General features: G+C 71.2%; 14 protein-coding genes. 1 reads left to right on the top strand and 13 read right to left on the bottom strand.

What is annotated here, in order from left to right:
• Positions 1-297: 297 nt before the first annotated feature.
• The 13 genes from nusB to ACZ7GZ_RS20860 all read right to left on the bottom strand — a co-directional run bounded on the left by nusB (position 298) and on the right by ACZ7GZ_RS20860 (position 13,297).
• The gene (gene nusB / locus ACZ7GZ_RS20800; RefSeq protein WP_471026125.1) at positions 298-726 is read right to left on the bottom strand and encodes a transcription antitermination factor NusB; all 429 of its coding nucleotides are present in this window, start codon (positions 724-726) and stop codon (positions 298-300) included.
• Positions 727-728: 2 nt separating this feature from the next.
• Positions 729-1,295: an elongation factor P gene (gene efp / locus ACZ7GZ_RS20805; protein ID WP_471026126.1), complete on the bottom strand. Its 567-nt coding sequence runs from the start codon at positions 1,293-1,295 to the stop codon at positions 729-731.
• A 49-nt stretch (positions 1,296-1,344) separates the two neighbouring features.
• Positions 1,345-2,448: an aminopeptidase P family protein gene (locus ACZ7GZ_RS20810; RefSeq protein WP_471026128.1), complete on the bottom strand. Its 1,104-nt coding sequence runs from the start codon at positions 2,446-2,448 to the stop codon at positions 1,345-1,347.
• Positions 2,449-2,601: 153 nt separating this feature from the next.
• On the bottom strand, positions 2,602-3,492 hold the full coding sequence (locus tag ACZ7GZ_RS20815) for a Pro-rich N-terminal domain-containing protein (protein ID WP_471026131.1): 891 nt from the start codon (positions 3,490-3,492) through the stop codon (positions 2,602-2,604).
• Between the two features lie 163 nt (positions 3,493-3,655).
• A complete protein-coding gene (gene aroB, locus ACZ7GZ_RS20820; protein ID WP_471026134.1) occupies positions 3,656-4,747 on the bottom strand; it encodes a 3-dehydroquinate synthase in 1,092 nt (363 codons plus the stop codon).
• Positions 4,744-5,262 carry a shikimate kinase gene (locus ACZ7GZ_RS20825; protein ID WP_471026137.1) on the bottom strand — a complete coding sequence of 173 codons (519 nt, stop codon included), beginning with the start codon at positions 5,260-5,262 and terminating at the stop codon, positions 4,744-4,746. Before ACZ7GZ_RS20825 ends, aroB begins: the two co-directional genes overlap by 4 nt.
• A complete protein-coding gene (gene aroC, locus ACZ7GZ_RS20830; RefSeq protein WP_471026140.1) occupies positions 5,259-6,443 on the bottom strand; it encodes a chorismate synthase in 1,185 nt (394 codons plus the stop codon). Before aroC ends, ACZ7GZ_RS20825 begins: the two co-directional genes overlap by 4 nt.
• Positions 6,444-6,607: 164 nt before the next feature.
• Positions 6,608-7,447: a shikimate dehydrogenase gene (locus tag ACZ7GZ_RS20835; RefSeq protein WP_471026142.1), complete on the bottom strand. Its 840-nt coding sequence runs from the start codon at positions 7,445-7,447 to the stop codon at positions 6,608-6,610.
• Between the two features lie 91 nt (positions 7,448-7,538).
• Positions 7,539-9,200, bottom strand: a complete 1,662-nt coding sequence (gene mltG / locus ACZ7GZ_RS20840; protein ID WP_471026144.1) for an endolytic transglycosylase MltG — start codon at positions 9,198-9,200, stop codon at positions 7,539-7,541.
• Positions 9,201-9,324: 124 nt separating this feature from the next.
• Positions 9,325-9,789 carry a Holliday junction resolvase RuvX gene (gene ruvX, locus ACZ7GZ_RS20845; RefSeq protein WP_023552096.1) on the bottom strand — a complete coding sequence of 155 codons (465 nt, stop codon included), beginning with the start codon at positions 9,787-9,789 and terminating at the stop codon, positions 9,325-9,327.
• Between the two features lie 25 nt (positions 9,790-9,814).
• Positions 9,815-12,487 (bottom strand): alanine--tRNA ligase, encoded by a 2,673-nt coding sequence (gene alaS / locus ACZ7GZ_RS20850; protein ID WP_471026146.1) that lies wholly within the window; start codon positions 12,485-12,487, stop codon positions 9,815-9,817.
• The gene (locus ACZ7GZ_RS20855; protein ID WP_471026148.1) at positions 12,487-12,855 is read right to left on the bottom strand and encodes a hypothetical protein; all 369 of its coding nucleotides are present in this window, start codon (positions 12,853-12,855) and stop codon (positions 12,487-12,489) included. The genes alaS and ACZ7GZ_RS20855 overlap by 1 nt, the downstream gene beginning before the upstream one ends.
• A 16-nt stretch (positions 12,856-12,871) precedes the next feature.
• Positions 12,872-13,297 (bottom strand): DUF948 domain-containing protein, encoded by a 426-nt coding sequence (locus ACZ7GZ_RS20860; protein WP_471026151.1) that lies wholly within the window; start codon positions 13,295-13,297, stop codon positions 12,872-12,874.
• 161 nt (positions 13,298-13,458) lie between these two features.
• Here ACZ7GZ_RS20860 and ACZ7GZ_RS20865 point away from each other — a divergent pair, with 161 nt between their 5' ends.
• Positions 13,459-15,747: an ATP-binding protein gene (locus ACZ7GZ_RS20865; RefSeq protein ID WP_471026153.1), complete on the top strand. Its 2,289-nt coding sequence runs from the start codon at positions 13,459-13,461 to the stop codon at positions 15,745-15,747.
• Positions 15,748-16,084: the final 337 nt, after the last annotated feature.

A 16,084-nucleotide genomic window follows, 5' to 3' on the forward strand; every position in this document is an offset into this window, starting at 1 on the left:
GGGATTGGGGTCTCCGCAGCCTCAACCCCCCCCCTACCTGGGCCCAAAAAAAAAGGGGCGCCCCCCCGTCGGGCCCCGGGAAAAAACTTTCCTGCGGGGGGGGGAGACCCCCCCCCCCCCCCCCCCCCCCGGCGGCGTTTTTGCGACCGTGGCGGCGCCTTGTGGGCGCCGGGGCGCGAACATGCCCAAGGGGCGCGGGGAACTGCGCGAGCAACCACAGACGGCCCCAAGGCCACTCGGCTGCCCCAGTCCCACGGCGCCCCTTTTCCCGACTGGGCAAGCGCAGCGCGCCGTCGGCTAATCCCGGCGGAGCGAAGGCTTGAGCTCCTTCAGCCGGCCCAGCAGACCGTTCACGAACGAGGGCGACTCGTCCGTCGAGAACTCCTTGGCCAGCTGCACCATCTCGTCCAGGACGACGGCGTCCGGGGTCTCGTCGACCCAGATCAGCTCGTACGCGCCCAGCCGTAGGATGTTGCGGTCCACGACCGGCATCCGGTCGAGCGTCCAGCCGACCGCGTACTGGGCGATCAGCTCGTCGATGCGCCTCACGTGTTCCGCGTAGCCCTCGACCAGCTGCATCGTGTACTCGCTGACCGGCGGCTGCCGGGTGTCGGACCGGGAGAGCCGGACCCAGTCAGCGAGGACCGTCAGGACGTCGGCGCCGCGCTGGTCGCCCTCGAAGAGGATCTGGAAGGCGCGCTTGCGGGCCGTGTTGCGGGCAGCCACGGTTAGCTGTTCACCCGGCCGAGGTAGTCGCTCGTACGGGTGTCGACCTTGATCTTCTCACCGGTGGTGATGAAGAGCGGGACCTGGATCTGGTGGCCGGTCTCCAGGATGGCGGGCTTGGTGCCACCGGTGGAGCGGTCACCCTGGACGCCCGGCTCGGTCTCCTGGATGGTCAGCTCGACAGCGGCCGGCAGCTCGACGAAGAGCACCTCGCCCTCGTGCTGGGCGACGACGGCCGTGAAGCCCTCGATCAGGAAGTTCGCGGCGTCGCCGACGGCCTTCGGGTCGATGTGCAGCTGGTCGTACGTCTCCATGTCCATGAAGACGAAGTAGTCGCCGTCCTTGTACGAGTACTGCATGTCGCGCTTGTCGACGGTGGCCGTCTCGACCTTGACACCGGCGTTGAAGGTCTTGTCGACGACCTTGCCGGAGAGCACGTTCTTGAGCTTGGTGCGCACGAAGGCCGGGCCCTTGCCGGGCTTGACGTGCTGGAACTCGACGACGGACCAGAGCTGGCCGCCTTCGAGCTTGAGCACCATGCCGTTCTTGAGGTCGTTCGTGGAAGCCACGGTTGCGGAATCTCCTGGACTGACGTACGACCCCGGCGCACGCCACTGCCTAGAGGGCGAGCAGCTCCTTGGTCGTGATGGTGAGTAGCTCGGGTCCGCCGTCCGCCTCGGGGCGTACGACGAGCGTGTCATCGATCCGGACGCCGCCCCGGCCCGGGAGGTGGACCCCCGGTTCGACGGTGACCGGCACGCAAGCGTCCAGTTTACCCATGGCCGCGGGCGCCAACTGCGGGTCCTCGTCGATTTCGAGTCCGACGCCGTGTCCGGTCAGCGGTGGCAGGGCCTCCGCATAGCCGGCCGAGTCCAGTACCTGGCGCGCCGCACGGTCCACGTCACGGTATCCGGCGCCGGGTGCCAGGGACTCGCGTCCGGCGCGCTGGGCGGCGAAGACGAGGTCGTAGAGCTCGATCTGCCAGTCGGCGGGCGAGGTGCCGATCACGAAGGTACGGCCGATCTCGCAGCGGTATCCGCGATAGGTCGCACCCAGGCACACGGTGAGGAAGTCGCCCTCCTCCACGCGCCGGTCGGTGGGGCGGTGGCCGCGGCGGCCGGAGTTCTGTCCGGTGGCGACCGAGGTGGGGAAGGCGGGCCCGTCGGCCCCGTGGTCCACCAGGCGGCGCTCCAGTTCCAGCGCGAGGTGCCGCTCGGTACGGCCGACCAGGATGGACTCCAGCAGCTCGCCGAGGGCCTGGTCGGCGATCTCGGCGCCGATGCGGAGACAGGAGATCTCCTCCTCGTCCTTGACCACCCTGAGCTGCTCGACGGCTCCGCCGAGGTCCGTGACGCGCAGACCCGGGGCGACGGAGGTCAGGGCTCTGTGCCGGGCCACGGTGAGGTGGTGTTCCTCCACCGCCAGGGAGTCGGCGCCCTGGGCCACGGCGAGGCCGGCCGCCGCGACGGCGGCGTCACCACCGGTGGGCAGGACGTGCGGGCGCAGGTTCTCGTCGGGCCGGCCCTCGTAGGGGCGGTCGTCGGGCGGGCCGGCGCATACGAGGAGGTCCTCGCGCCTGCCGAGCAGCAGTGCGGAGCCCTGCGGGGCCGCGGCGGCCAGGTAGCGCACGTTGGCCGGGCGGGTGACGAGCGCTGCCGCGGTGCCGGCCGCGGTGAAGTGGTCTCTCAGCCGGGATCGGCGGGTCGCGTACACCTCTGACATGAGACGAGCGTAGGAGTTTTGACCGGATTGTGCCGGTTTTTAGGGGCCGAGTGGGGTTTGCGGGGGTAGTTCCTGTGGATCGCCGGGTGCGGGTGCGTGGGGGCTTGTCGCGCCGTTCCCCGCGCCCCTTGAGTGGGACCACTCACCTCTTGTTCACCAGCTCGGTGGGCTTGCTATCGCCCTCGCCAGGACCTCGTCCAGTACGTGTGCCGTGCTCGGGATGTCCAGCTGGGAGTTGTCGATGATCGGGAGGCCCGAGCCGTACCAGCCGGCCATGCGGCCGTGGATACGGGCGACCTCCTCGTCGGTGAGCCGGCGGTTGCCGGTGCGCTCGGCGTTGCGCTCCAGGACGATGTCCAGGCCGGGCAGCAGGACGACCGGGAGCAGACCGGGGCCGACGTGCCGCTTCCAGCCGCCCAGGCCGACGACCGGGCGGTCCGGGAAGACGGCGTCGTCGAGGATGCAGGAGATGCCGTTGGCGAGGAAGTTGCGGGCGGCGAAACCGCAGGTGCGGCGGGCCAGGCGGTACTGGGCCTCGGAGTTGTCGTTCCAGCCGGACTGGGGGTCGGCGAAGCCCGAACGGACCCATTCGCGCACGTCGTCCAGGCTGATGTGCGCGGTCGGCACGCGACGGTGGTCGGCCCAGTACTTGGCGACGCTGGTCTTGCCCGCACCGGCCGGGCCGATCAGCAGGACGGCCAGAGTGGTGGTCGCCGGGTCGGGGGCCGCGGCGGCAGCCGGCGGCGGCGCGGGTACGCCTACCGGGCCGCCGGGCGGCAGCGGGACATGACCGGTGGTGTCGGGGGCCGGCGGCGCGGCGGGCTGCGGGGCCGGGGACTGGGGCGCGGGAGGCGGCGGGGGCGTCGGCGGGACGGCACCGGCCGGGGCCGGGAAGACCGGCGGCGGAGGCACGGGGGCGGGGGCGGGCCCCTGGGAGGCTCCCCGATGCGGGCCCGGGTGGTGCGCGGCCGACACCCAGCCGACATGCGGCATCTGCCCCGGCTGGTGGGGCGGCGGCAGCGGAGACCCCACTGCGTGCTGCATCCGTTGCCACTCCGTCTCGTACAGGCAATTCGTGCTGGTAGCAGAGGTTAACCCGCTGCTTGCCGAACGGTACCGTCCCCGGCCGTCGTTTGGTGAAACGACCGGGGGCGGCTCGAAGTGCCCGTTCCGGAAGGGGAATCGGACGGACGGAACAGTCGGGGACTTACTGCCCGACCTCGCCGTACGCGGCGAGCAGGACGGCCGGGTCGGGGCCTTCCAGAACGGTGGGCTTGGCCAGGCCGTCCAGGACGATGAAGCGCAGCAGGTCGCCGCGGGACTTCTTGTCGACCTTCATCGTCTCCAGCAGCTTGGGCCACTGGTCGTAGCGGTAGTACAGCGGCAGGCCGACCGCTTCCAGGACCGCACGGTGCCGGTCCGCCGTCGCGTCGTCCAACCGGCCCGCCAGACGGCCCAGTTCGGCGGCGAAGTGCATGCCGACCGCGACCGCGGCGCCGTGCCGCCACTGATAGCGCTCGTTCTTCTCGATGGCGTGGCCGAGCGTGTGGCCGTAGTTGAGGATCTCGCGCAGCCCCGACTCCTTCAGGTCGCTGGAGACGACCTCGGCCTTCACCCGGATCGAGCGCTCGATCAGCTCCGCCGTGTGCGGGCCCGCCGGGGTCCGGGCGGCCTCGGGGTCGGCCTCGATGAGGTCCAGGATCGCCGGGTCGGCGATGAAACCGGCCTTGATGATCTCGGCGAGTCCGGAGACGTAGTCGTTGACCGGGAGGGAGTCCAGCGCGGCCAGGTCGCACAGCACGCCGGCCGGCGGGTGGAAGGCACCCACCAGGTTCTTGCCCTCGGCGGTGTTGATGCCGGTCTTGCCGCCGACCGCCGCGTCCACCATCGCCAGCACCGTGGTCGGGACGGCGATCCAGCGCACCCCGCGCAGCCAGGTCGCCGCCACGAACCCGGCCAGGTCCGTCGTCGCACCGCCGCCCACCCCCACGATCGCGTCGGAGCGGGTGAAGTTCGACTGGCCCAGCGCCTTCCAGCAGTAGGCGGCGACCTCGGCGGTCTTGGCCTCCTCGGCGTTCGGCACCTGGATGGCGATCGCCTCGTAGCCCTGCTCGGCCAGATCGGCGCGCAGCGCGTCACCGGTCTCGGCCAGCGCCTCGGGGTGGATCACCGCGACCCGCTTGGCCTTCGGTCCGATCAACCCGGCCAGTTCACCGAGGAGTCGGCGGCCGACCAGCACCTCGTAGGGGTCGGTGCCCGCGGTGCCGGCGACCTGGATCCGAGTGACTGACTCGCTCATGCTTCCTTCAACTCCAGTGCGTCGAGGGCCGCTTGGCTGACCTCTTCGGGGGTGCGGCCGTCCGTCGGTACGACGGCGGTGGCGACCTCCTCGTACAGGTGCCGCCGGGCCTCCATCAGCTCGCGCCACTGCTTGCGCGGGTTGACCGCGAGCAGCGGCCGGGCCACGTTCAGGCCGGTGCGCCTGACGGCCTCCTCCACGTCCATCGAGAGGTAGACCACCCGGTGCCCGGCGAGCAGCGCGCGCGTGTCGGCGTCCAGGATCGCCCCGCCGCCGAGCGCGAGGACGCCCTCGTGCTCGGCGAGCGCGGCATGCACCGCCCGCTTCTCGATCGCGCGGAAGACGGGCTCGCCGTCGTCGACGAAGATCTCGGCGATGGTGCGGCCCTCGGTGGCCACGATGTCCTCGTCGGTGTCCCGGTAGCCGAGGCCGAGGCGCTCGGCGAGCAGCCGGCCGACGGTGGACTTGCCGACGCCCATCGGGCCGACGAGTACGACCGCAGGCACGGCGCTCACCGGATCTGCAGGTTGTCGAGGTACGACCGCACGTTGCGCCGGGTCTCGACGACGCTGTCGCCGCCGAACTTCTCCGCCACCGCGTCCGCGAGCACGAGCGCGACCATGGCCTCGGCGACGATGCCCGCGGCGGGCACGGCCGAGACGTCGGAACGCTGGTGGTGGGCCTGGGCGGCCTCTCCGGTGCTGACGTCCACCGTCTTCAGGGCGCGCGGCACGGTAGCGATCGGCTTCATCGCGGCGCGCACCCGCAGCAGCTCGCCCGTGCTCAGGCCGCCCTCGGTGCCACCGGCGCGGCCGGAGACGCGGCGGATGCCCTCGGGCGTGCTGACGATCTCGTCGTGCGCCTTGGAGCCCGGCACCCGGGCCAGCTCGAAGCCGTCACCGATCTCGACGCCCTTGATCGCCTGGATGCCCATCAGGGCGCCGGCGAGACGGGCGTCCAGCTTGCGGTCCCAGTGCACGTGCGAGCCCAGGCCGACCGGTACGCCGTACGCCAGCACCTCGACCACGCCGCCGAGCGTGTCGCCGTCCTTGTGGGCCTGGTCCACCTCCGCGACCATCGCCTTCGAGGCGTCCGCGTCCAGGCAGCGCAGCGGGTCGGCGTCCAGCTTCTCGACGTCGGCCGGCGTGGGGTACACGCCCTGCGGAGCCTTCACGGAGCACAGTTCGACGACGTGCGAGACGATCTCGATACCGGCCGTCTCCTTCAGGTAGGAGCGGGCCACCGCGCCCAGCGCCACCCGGGCCGCCGTCTCACGGGCCGAGGCGCGCTCCAGGATCGGGCGGGCCTCGTCGAAGCCGTACTTCTGCATGCCGGCGAGGTCGGCGTGGCCGGGCCGCGGGCGGGTCAGCGGCGCGTTACGGGCGAGCCCGTCGAGGATCTCCCGGTCGACCGGGTCGGCCGCCATGACCTGCTCCCACTTGGGCCACTCGGTGTTCCCCACCATGACCGCCACCGGGGAGCCGAGGGTCAGACCGTGCCGGACACCGCCCAGGAAGGTGACCTCGTCCCGCTCGAACTTCATCCGCGCACCGCGGCCATAACCGAGCCGCCGCCGCGCCAGGTGGTCCGCCACCATCTCCGTGGTGATCGGCACGCCGGCGGGAAGGCCCTCCAGCGTCGCGACAAGTGCCGGGCCGTGGGACTCCCCCGCGGTCAGCCAACGCAGCCTGCTCAACGGTGCTCCTCAGTGTTCGCGCCCGGTACTGCCCTGCGTACGCACATCCTCGCGTACGGCGACGGCGCGACCGGGTGCGCGACCCCGGTCCGCCACCTCCGATCCTCCCACGACCTGGCCGTTGTCCGGCCGCCGGTCCAGCAGACGGACGTGCCGGTGGGCGTTCAGCGCGCCGCGAGCGCCTGCTCACCGGCGTGGCGCATGGCCTCGAGGGGCACCGGGGAGCGGCCGGTCATCTGCTCGACCTGGAGGACGGCCTGGTGGACCAGCAGGTCGAGCCCGCTGACCACGGCGCCGCCGAACATGGACCAGCGGGCAGCCAGCTCGGTCGGCCAGGGGTCGTAGAGCACGTCGAAGAGGGTGGCGGGACGCTCGGGTACCGCGGTGGCGAGGGCGTCGGTCGTACCGGCGGGCGTGGTGGCGATGACCAGCGGGGCACGCAGCGCCTGCGCGGCATCAGCCCAGTCCGCCGTGCGCACCTCGACGTCGAGCCGTTCGCCCCACCGGCGCATCTCGGCGGCGCGGGCCTCGCTGCGGACGTAGGCGACGACCTCGCCGGTGCAGATCCGGGCCAGGGCGGCGAGCGCGGAGGAGGCGGTGGCGCCGGCGCCGAGGATCGCGGCGGAGTCGACCTGCTCGATGCCGTGCTCGCGCAGGGCGGCCACCATGCCGGGGATGTCCGTGTTGTCGCCGAGCCGGCGGCCGTCCTCGGTGAAGACGACCGTGTTGACCGCGTCGACGGAGGCGGCCGTCTCGCTGATCTCGTCCAGCAACGGGATGACCGCCCGCTTCAGCGGCATCGTCAGTGACAGCCCCGCCCACTCCGGCCCGAGCTTCTCGAAGAAGCCGGGCAGAGAGGCCTCGTCCACCTCGAAGCGGTCGTACGACCACTCGCTGAGCCCCATCTCGTGGTACGCGGCCCGGTGCAGCACCGGCGAGAGGGAGTGGGCGATGGGCTTGCCGAGCACGGCGGCCCGGCGGGCGTCAACTACCTTCGATGCCATGGAACCCGTCCTTGAGCTTCTGTATCCAGGCGAAGACTACCGAGGACCCATGCCGGACGATCCCGCCTCAGGGAGCTGACGGCGCCCGTCGTCAGCTCTTCTTCCTCGACGCGTTCCACTCGTTGACGAGCTTCTCGTGCTCCTCGAGCGTCTTGGTGAACTTGCTGGTCTTGCCGTCCATCGAGATGAAGTAGTACCAGCCGTCGTTCGTCGGGTCGAGCGCGCCCTTGAGCGCTTCCTCGCCGGGGTTTCCGATGGGGCCGGGTGGCAGGCCCTTGGAGAAGTAGGTGTTGTAGGGGTTGTTGTACCTGCGCAGCTCGGCGATGCTCAGGTCGATCTTGCTCTGGTTCTTCACGTAGTTGTACGTGGAGTCGAACTCCAGCCGCCCGTAGGTCTGCGGGTTGTCCGGCTCCAGGCGGTTGTAGACGACCTCCGCCATCTTGCGGAAATCGTCGTGGCTCGTACCCTCGGCCTGCACCAGGCTCGCCACGGTGAGCAACTGCCAGGGGCCGTCGAGGCCGAGGGCCTTGGCCTTGTTCTCCAGGCCCAGTTCCTTGTACTCGGCGGTGGCCTGGGACACCATCTCCTTGAGCACGGCCTCGGGTTTCTGGCCCTTGGTGACCGCGTAACTGGAGGGGTAGAGGAAGCCTTCCAGCGGATCCTTCAGGTTCGTGTGGTCCAGCGCCCAGGCGGGCAACCCGAGGCTCCTGTAATCCTTCTTCGCAACGCTCGCCGTCGTACCCGCCGCCGCCCCGACGCGTTTGTCGATCAGACTGTAGACCGCCGTGTTGCGAAGCCCCTCGGCGATGATCAGGTTGCTGCGGCTCTTCGGGCTGAGCATCAGTTCCACCGCGCTCGCAGCGGACATCCGTTTCTCCAGGGTGTAGACACCGTCCTGGAGTGTCTTGCCCTCAGGGTTCGCCTGCAGTGCGGACACGAACGCGGCCGCGCTCTCGACGACGCCCTCCTCCTTCAGCTTCTGGCCGATGTCCCATCCACCCGCGCCCTTGGGGATCTCGACCGTGACCTGCTCGCCGTTTCCACTGCCCGCGTAGTCCGCGGCCGGGGCGAAACGATTTTGGTAGAACCTGTAGCCGAAGTATCCGACCCCGCCGAGGCCTCCGCCGAACACCAGGCACACCACCAGGCATGCGCAACCGGTGCGGCGTTTCTGACCCTTCTTGGCGGGTTTCTTCCCTTTGCCGCGCCGGTCCCGGCGGCTCTGGAGCTCGTGCTCCTCGCCGTCGTCGTCCTCACCGCCGCCTCCGGTGAAGAAGGGGTGCTCCTCCTCGGCGGGCGCGGTCTCCTGCTCCGGTTCGGCCTCGGTGCGCCTGCGGCCAGGCGGCTGCGGCGGCGGGTAGGCGTCCTCGGTGCCGTAGAAGTCGGGCTGCTCCCCGCCGTAGGCGACGGGCTGCTGGCCGTACGGGTCGCCGGGGTCGGCGGCGTACGGCGCCTGGCCGTGGGTACCGGTCGCGTCCCAGCCGCCGTGGTGCGGGTACTGCTGCTGGGTGTGGCCGGTGAACTGCTGCTGACCCTGTTCGCCGTGGAACTGGTACTGCTCGTTGCCGTACCCGGACTGCTGCTCCTGGCTCCAGTCGCCGTACTGCGGCTGCTGCGGGTAGTGCTGCGGCTGGCCGCCGTAGGCAGACTGCTGACCCACATGGGCCTGCTGCCCTTCCCATCCGCCGTCCCCGAACAACGGGTCCTGCGGATGCCACGGTTCGGAGCCAGGGCCCCGGCCATACTCAGTCATCGATCCCCTAGAGCCGCGAGGCCGACCGGCCGCGTGACCGGTGGGCCTCGCTTCCGTTCCGCCTCTTGTTGTGCGTCGGCTGTTCGAACACCGGCGCATCGCGCGGAACGTTACCGTATCGCGATCAGATGACCACTTCGACGCCCTCGCCGGGTGCTTTACCTGACACCCGTTCGGATTCGAGGGCCTGCTGCAGGATGATGACGGCGGCGGCCTGATCGATGACGGCCCGGCCCTTCTTGGACTTCACACCGGAAGCGCGCAGTCCCTGACTGGCCGTCACGGTCGTCATCCGCTCGTCCACCAGGCGCACCGGCACCGGCTTGATGCCCTTGGCCAGCTCCTGGGCGAAGGCGCGGACCTTGACGGCGGCCGGGCCCTCGCCCCCCTTGAGGGAGCGAGGGAGGCCTACGACGACCTCGATCGGTTCGTACTCCTCCACCAGTTGCCGCAAGCGGCGGTGAGCGGCGGGGATGTCCCGGCCGGGGACGGTCTCCACCGGTGTGGCGAGGATCCCATCGGGGTCACACGAGGCGACCCCGATGCGGGCGTCCCCGACGTCGATCGAAAGTCGACGTCCTCTGCGCATTTCCGACCGCTTCCTTACTCAGCCGTCACTTGGCGGTTTCGGCGACGAGGCGCTCGACAGCGTCGACGGCCTCGCCGACGGCGGCCGGGTTCTGGCCACCGCCCTGGGCGACGTCCGGCTTGCCGCCACCGCCGCCGCCGAGGGTCTTGGCCGCGGTACGGACCAGGTCACCGGCCTTGAGGCCGCGCTCGCGGGCGGCGTCGTTGGTGGCGATGACCGTGAGCGGCTTGCCGTTGTTGACCGCGAAGAGGGCGACCACGGCGGCCCGGCCGCCCTGGATGCGGCCACGCACGTCGAGGACCAGCTTGCGCAGGTCGTCGGGGGTGGTGCCGTCCGGGACCTGACCGGTCACCACGGCGACACCGCGTACGTCCTTGGCGGACCCGGCGAGACCGGCGGCGGCCTGCAGCACCTTCTCGGCGCGGAACTTCTCGATCTCCTTCTCGGCGTCCTTCAGCTTGCCGAGCATCGAGGAGACCTTCTCCGGGAGCTCCTCCGGGCGGCCCTTGAGCAGCTCGGTCAGCTGGTTGACGACCGTGTGCTCGCGGGCGAGGAAGGTGTAGGCGTCGACCCCGACCAGGGCCTCGATACGACGGACACCGGAGCCGATGGAGGACTCGCCGAGCAGCTTCACCAGGCCCAGCTGGGCGGTGTTGTGCACGTGCGTGCCACCGCACAGCTCCTTGGAGAAGTCGCCGATGGTGACCACGCGGACCCGCTCGCCGTACTTCTCGCCGAACTCGGCGATGGCGCCCTGCTTCTTGGCCTCGTCGATGCCCATGACCTCGGCGTGCACGTCCAGGTCGCGGGCGAGCACCTCGTTGATCTTCTGCTCGACGTCGGTCATCACGGCCGTCGGGACGGCGGACGGGGAGCCGAAGTCGAAGCGGAAGCGGCCGGGCTGGTTCTCGGAACCGGCCTGGGCGGCCGTCGGGCCGAGGGCGTCGCGCAGGGCCTGGTGGGTCAGGTGGGTGGCCGAGTGGGCGCGGGCGATGGCCTTGCGGCGGCGGGCGTCGATGGAGGCGTGGGCCTTGGCGCCGACGGTCACCTCGCCGACCTGGACGACGCCCTTGTGGACGTACACACCCGGGACCGGCTTCTGGCAGTCGCGGACCTCGATGACGGCACCGGAGTCGACCTTGATCCGGCCGGTGTCGCCGATCTGGCCGCCGCCCTCGGCGTAGAACGGGGTGCGGTCCAGGACGATCTCGACCTCGTCGCCCTCGGTGGCGGCCGGGGAGGAGACCCCGTCGACCAGGATGCCGACGATGGTGGTCTCGCCCTCCGTGTCGGAGTAGCCGATGAAGTGGGTCTCGCCGGCGGTGTCGGCGATCTCGCGGTAGGCGCCCATGTCGGCGTGGCCGGTCTTCTTGGCCTGGGCGTCGGCCTTGGCGCGTTCCCGCTGCTCCTTCATCAGGCGGCGGAAGCCGTCCTCGTCCACCGAGAGGCCCTGCTCGGCGGCCATCTCCAGGGTGAGGTCGATCGGGAAGCCCCAGGTGTCGTGGAGCAGGAACGCCTTGTCGCCGGGCAGGACGGTGGAACCGGCCTGCTTGGTCTCGGTGACGGCGGTGTCGAGGATGTTGGTGCCGGCCTTCAGCGTCTTGAGGAAGGCGTTCTCCTCGGCGAGGGCGACCTTCTCGATGCGCTCACGGTCGGTGATCAGCTCGGGGTACTGCTGGCCCATCATGCCGATCACGGTGTCGACCAGGTCCTTGACGACCGGACCGGTGGCGCCGAGCAGGCGCATGTTGCGGATGGCGCGGCGCATGATGCGGCGCAGGACGTAGCCACGGCCCTCGTTGCCGGGGGTGACGCCGTCGCCGATGAGCATGGTGGCCGTACGCATGTGGTCGGTGACCACGCGCAGGGACACGTCCGAGGCGTGGGCGTCGCCGTAGCGGACGCCGGTCAGCTCGGTGGCCTTCTCGATGACGGCCATGGAGGTGTCGATCTCGTACATGTTCTGCACGCCCTGCAGAATCATGGCGAGCCGCTCCAGGCCGAGGCCCGTGTCGATGTTCTTGCTCGGCAGGTCCCCGAGGATCTCGAAGTTGTCCTTGCCGATGCCCTCGCCCCGCTCGTACTGCATGAAGACGAGGTTCCAGATCTCCACGTACCGCTCGTCGTTGACGGCGGGGCCGCCCTCGACGCCGAACTCGGGGCCGCGGTCGTAGTTGATCTCGGAGCAGGGGCCGCAGGGGCCGGGGACGCCCATGGACCAGTAGTTGTCCTTCATGCCGAGGCGCTGGATGCGCTCCTTCGGCACCCCGACGACCTCGTGCCAGATGCGCTCGGCCTCGTCGTCGTCCTTGTAGACGGTGATCCACAGGCGTTCCGGCTCCAGGCCGTAACCGCCCTTGTCCTGGGGCGTGGTGAGCAGCTCCCAGGCGTACTTGATGGCGCCTTCCTTGAAGTAGTCACCGAAGGAGAAGTTGCCGCACATCTGGAAGAACGTGCCGTGGCGCGTGGTCTTGCCGACCTCTTCGATGTCGGGCGTGCGCACGCACTTCTGCACGCTGGTGGCGCGCGGGAACGGCGGCTTGACCTCACCCAGGAAGTAGGGCTTGAAGGGGACCATGCCGGCGGGGACGAGGAGCAGAGTCGGGTCGTCCGCGATGAGCGACGCCGAAGGGACGACGGTGTGCCCGCGCTCCTCGAAGAAGCTCAGCCAGCGGCGGCGAATCTCGGCCGACTCCATCAGTGGTCCTCATTCCGGTTGTACGAGTACATCGGGGGTTCGGTGTACTTCGGTGTGCTGTTGTCGCTGCGGTCGTCGCTGCGGTGGGTCTCGATGGCGGCGTACCGCCGCGGTGCGGGGAGTTCGGGGTTCTCGTGGATCCCGAGGGCCTCCTCCAGCTCGGCTTCCCGCTGGGCCATGTTGTCGCGGACGTCGAGGGCGAAGCCCACCGCGCGGTCCTTCAGCCGCTGACCGGTCTCCAGGGCCTTGTTCGCCGCGGTCGCGGCGAGGCTCTCCGGGGTCAGCTGCTTCAGCTTGCGGTTGACCTTGGTGGTCGCCCACACACCGGCGGCGACACCGGTGGTGAACCAGAACGTACGGCGGAACATCGCTCGGTCTCAGTCCTTACTTCCGCTTGCGTCGTGCGGCGGGGACCGTGCGGCCCACGATCACCGTACGCCGGGGCGCCTTCGCGGGCACGTCCTCCTTGCGGCCGCCCAGCGCCCGGCGGACGCCGTAGCCGAAGGCCGCGACCTTGACCAGCGGGCCGCCGAAAGTGGAGGCGACGGTGGTCGACAGCGCGGAGGCGTTCGACGCGACCTCCTGGACGTCGGAGGCGATCGCGTCGACGCGGTCGATCTGGGTCTGCGCGGAGCGCACCGCCTGAGAGGCGTCGGCGAGCAGCGGGACGGCCTGGTCGGTCACGTCCGCCACCAGCTTGGTCGTCGCCTTGAGCGTCTGGGCCAGCCTCGCGAGAGCCACCGCGAGGAAGGAGACCAGGATCGCCCAGAAGACGGCCACCAGGATCCCGGCCACCTCTCCACCGGACACTGTGCGCACCCGCTCCCTGAAACGTGCCTCACCATCGAAAAGTCGAGTCCGAGCCTATCGCGCCGGGGCCGGGGCTCCGTACCGGATTATCCGGGCCGCGGGAGCGGAGTTGAGGGAAGCGATTGTACGCGCTGAACACACTTCAGTACGCTCCGTGTCCCATGCGAGGTCCTCAGCGCCCAGATCCCTTCCCCGGCGGCGAACCACCCCTGGAACTGGCCACGTTCGTCGGGCGCTCCGCCGAACTCGCCGAGCTGACCACCGCCCTCGGCCGGGCCCGGCTGGTGACCGTCACCGGGGTCGGCGGCGTCGGCAAGTCCCGGCTGGCCGCGCGGGCCGCCGCCGGGTGGGAGCCGGGGTCCGGGCGGGTGGAGCTGGCGGCGGTGCGCGATCCGCAGTTCGTGGAGTACGCGGTCGCGGAGGCGCTGGGTCTGACCGACCACACCTCCCGGCCGCCCCGGGAGACGCTGCTGGAGCATCTCGCCGGCCGCCCGGTCCTGCTGGTGCTGGACGGGTTCGAGCACCTGGTGGAGGCCTGTGCCGAGCTGACGGCCGACCTGCTGCGGAAGCTGCCGCGGCTGCGCGTGCTGGCCGCGGGCCGGCGCCCGCTGGGGCTGGCGGGCGAGCGGCTGCTCCCGCTGGCGCCGCTCGGCGAGGACGAGGCGGTGGAACTGTTCACGGACCGGGCCCGGGAGCAGGGGCTGAAGCTGTCCGACGGCCCCGTGGTGCGCGAGCTGTGCCGCCGGCTGGAGGGGATTCCGCTGGCGCTGGAGCTGGCGGCCGGGCGGCTGCGGGCGCTGTCCCCGGCCCAGCTGCTGCAGCGGCTGGACGACCGGTTCCGGCTGCTGGCCACGGGCGGCTGGGAGAGTGCACCGCTCCCGGTCCCCGGTGGCCCCCCGTCCCGGCACCGGGCGCTGCGCACGGCGATCGGCTGGAGCCATGAGCTGTGCACGCCCGCCGAGCGGCTGCTGTGGGCGCGGCTGTCGGTGTTCGCGCAGACCTTCGATCTGGAGGCGGCCGAGTATGTGTGCAGCGGGGACGGGCTGCCCGGCGAGGACGTCCTGGACGTGCTGTCGGAGCTGCTGGCCCAGTCGGTCGTGACCCGCGAGGAGACGCCGGCCGGCCCCCGCTACCGGATGCTGGACACGGTCCGGGCCTACGGCGCCGAGTGGCTTGACGGGATCGGGGACGCGGGGCGGCTGCGCAGGCGGCACCGGGACTGGTACCTGGGCCTGGCGACCTGGTGCGAGCTGGACTGGTTCTCGCCCCGGCAGGGCCAGGTCGCCGCGCGGGTCGAGGCGGAGCTGCCCAACCTGCGGGCGGCCCTCGAGTGCTGTCTTTCGGAGCCGGAGGGAGCCCACCTCGGCCAGTACCTGGCCGGGTCCCTGTGGTTCTGCTGGGTCGGCTGCGGGCGGCTCGCGGAGGGCCGCCGCTGGCTGACGCGCTGCGTGGAGCTGGAGTCGGGGTACGAGCAGTCGCGGCTGAAGGCGCTGTGGGTGCTTGGCTACGTGGCGATCCTCCAGGGCGACACCGTGCCGGCCCTGGCGGCACTGCAGGAGTGCCGGGAGCAGGCCGAGCGGGCCGCGGATCCGGCGGCGGTGGCGTACGCGGAGCACCGCACCGGCTGTCTGGCCCTGGTCACCGATGACATGGCCCGTGCAGAAACGCTGCTGCGGTCGGCGTTGCACCGCTACCAGGAGATCGGCGAACTCAACAGCAACGTGCTGATGGGCCAGGTGGAGCTGGCGATGACGCGGGCCTTCCAGGGGGACCTGCCGGACGCGGTGCGGATGTGCGAGGACGTGCGCCGGGTGTGCGAGGACCACGGGGAGCGCTGGGCGCGTTCGTACGCGCTGTACGTGCTGGCGTACGCCGCCTGGCAGGACGGCGCCCAGGACAGGGCACGGGAGCTGCTCGCGGACTGCCTGCGCAACGCACACGCCTTCCACGACCTGCTCGGCTCGGTGCTGTCCATGGAACTGCTGGCACTGGTGACGGCGACCCAGGGCGAGCCGGCCGAGGCAGCGCTGCTCCAGGGCGCGGCGGGCCGGATCTGGCCGTCGGTGGGGCTGCCCCTGTTCGGCTCGGCGTACTTCAACGCCCCGCACGAACGCTGCGAGGCGATGGCACGGCAGGCACTGGGGGACGCGCGGTACGAGGAGTGCGTGCGGGAGGGAGCCCGGCTGGACCGTACGGCGGCCGTGACCCGCGCACTGAGACAGGGCGCGGTACGGCCCCTGAGCGCCCTCCCCACGCCACGCGGGCCGGCACCACAGGAGGACGGCAAGGCCGGGCGGGCCGTGGCGGGCGCAGATGCCGGGCGCGGCACGAAGGGCGGAGAGACGGGGCGCGACACGGAGGGCGAGAGAGCCGGGCGGAGCAGGGAGGGCGGGAATGCCCGGCATGGCGCGGAGGGCGGGAAGACCGGGCGCGGCACGGAGAGCGGGTAGTCCGCGCGCGGCACGGAAAGCGGATAGTCCGCGCGCGGCACGGAAAGCGGATAGTCCGCGCGCGGCACGGAAAGCGGATAGTCCGGGCGCGGCACGGAAAGCGGATAGTCCGCGCGCGAAGGCGAGAAGGCCGGCCGCGGCGCCGACAGCGGGAAGACCAGCCGAGGCACCAAAGGCGAGGAAGCCGGCCACGGCGCGCAGAGCGGCAAGACCGAGCGCGGCACGGAAAGCGGGAAGACCGCGCGCGAAGGCGAGAAGGCCGGCCGCGGCGCCGACAGCGGGAAGACCAGCCGAGGCACCAAAGGCGAGGAAGCCGGCCACGGCGCGCAGAGCGGCA

The sequence above is a fragment of the Streptomyces sp. NPDC037288 genome, assembly GCF_055603265.1.

What these genes read in the sequence shown, in the direction of transcription:
- ACZ7GZ_RS20835 (WP_471026142.1), bottom strand. Translation starts at nt 7,447, where the DNA reads ATGGCATCGAAGGTAGTTGACGCCCGCCGGGCCGCCGTGCTCGGCAAG.
- alaS (WP_471026146.1), bottom strand. Translation starts at nt 12,487, where the DNA reads ATGGAGTCGGCCGAGATTCGCCGCCGCTGGCTGAGCTTCTTCGAGGAG.
- ACZ7GZ_RS20810 (WP_471026128.1), bottom strand. Translation starts at nt 2,448, where the DNA reads ATGTCAGAGGTGTACGCGACCCGCCGATCCCGGCTGAGAGACCACTTC.
- mltG (WP_471026144.1), bottom strand. Translation starts at nt 9,200, where the DNA reads ATGACTGAGTATGGCCGGGGCCCTGGCTCCGAACCGTGGCATCCGCAG.
- aroB (WP_471026134.1), bottom strand. Translation starts at nt 4,747, where the DNA reads ATGAGCGAGTCAGTCACTCGGATCCAGGTCGCCGGCACCGCGGGCACC.
- ruvX (WP_023552096.1), bottom strand. Translation starts at nt 9,789, where the DNA reads ATGCGCAGAGGACGTCGACTTTCGATCGACGTCGGGGACGCCCGCATC.
- ACZ7GZ_RS20815 (WP_471026131.1), bottom strand. Translation starts at nt 3,492, where the DNA reads ATGCAGCACGCAGTGGGGTCTCCGCTGCCGCCGCCCCACCAGCCGGGG.
- ACZ7GZ_RS20855 (WP_471026148.1), bottom strand. Translation starts at nt 12,855, where the DNA reads ATGTTCCGCCGTACGTTCTGGTTCACCACCGGTGTCGCCGCCGGTGTG.
- ACZ7GZ_RS20865 (WP_471026153.1), top strand. Translation starts at nt 13,459, where the DNA reads ATGCGAGGTCCTCAGCGCCCAGATCCCTTCCCCGGCGGCGAACCACCC.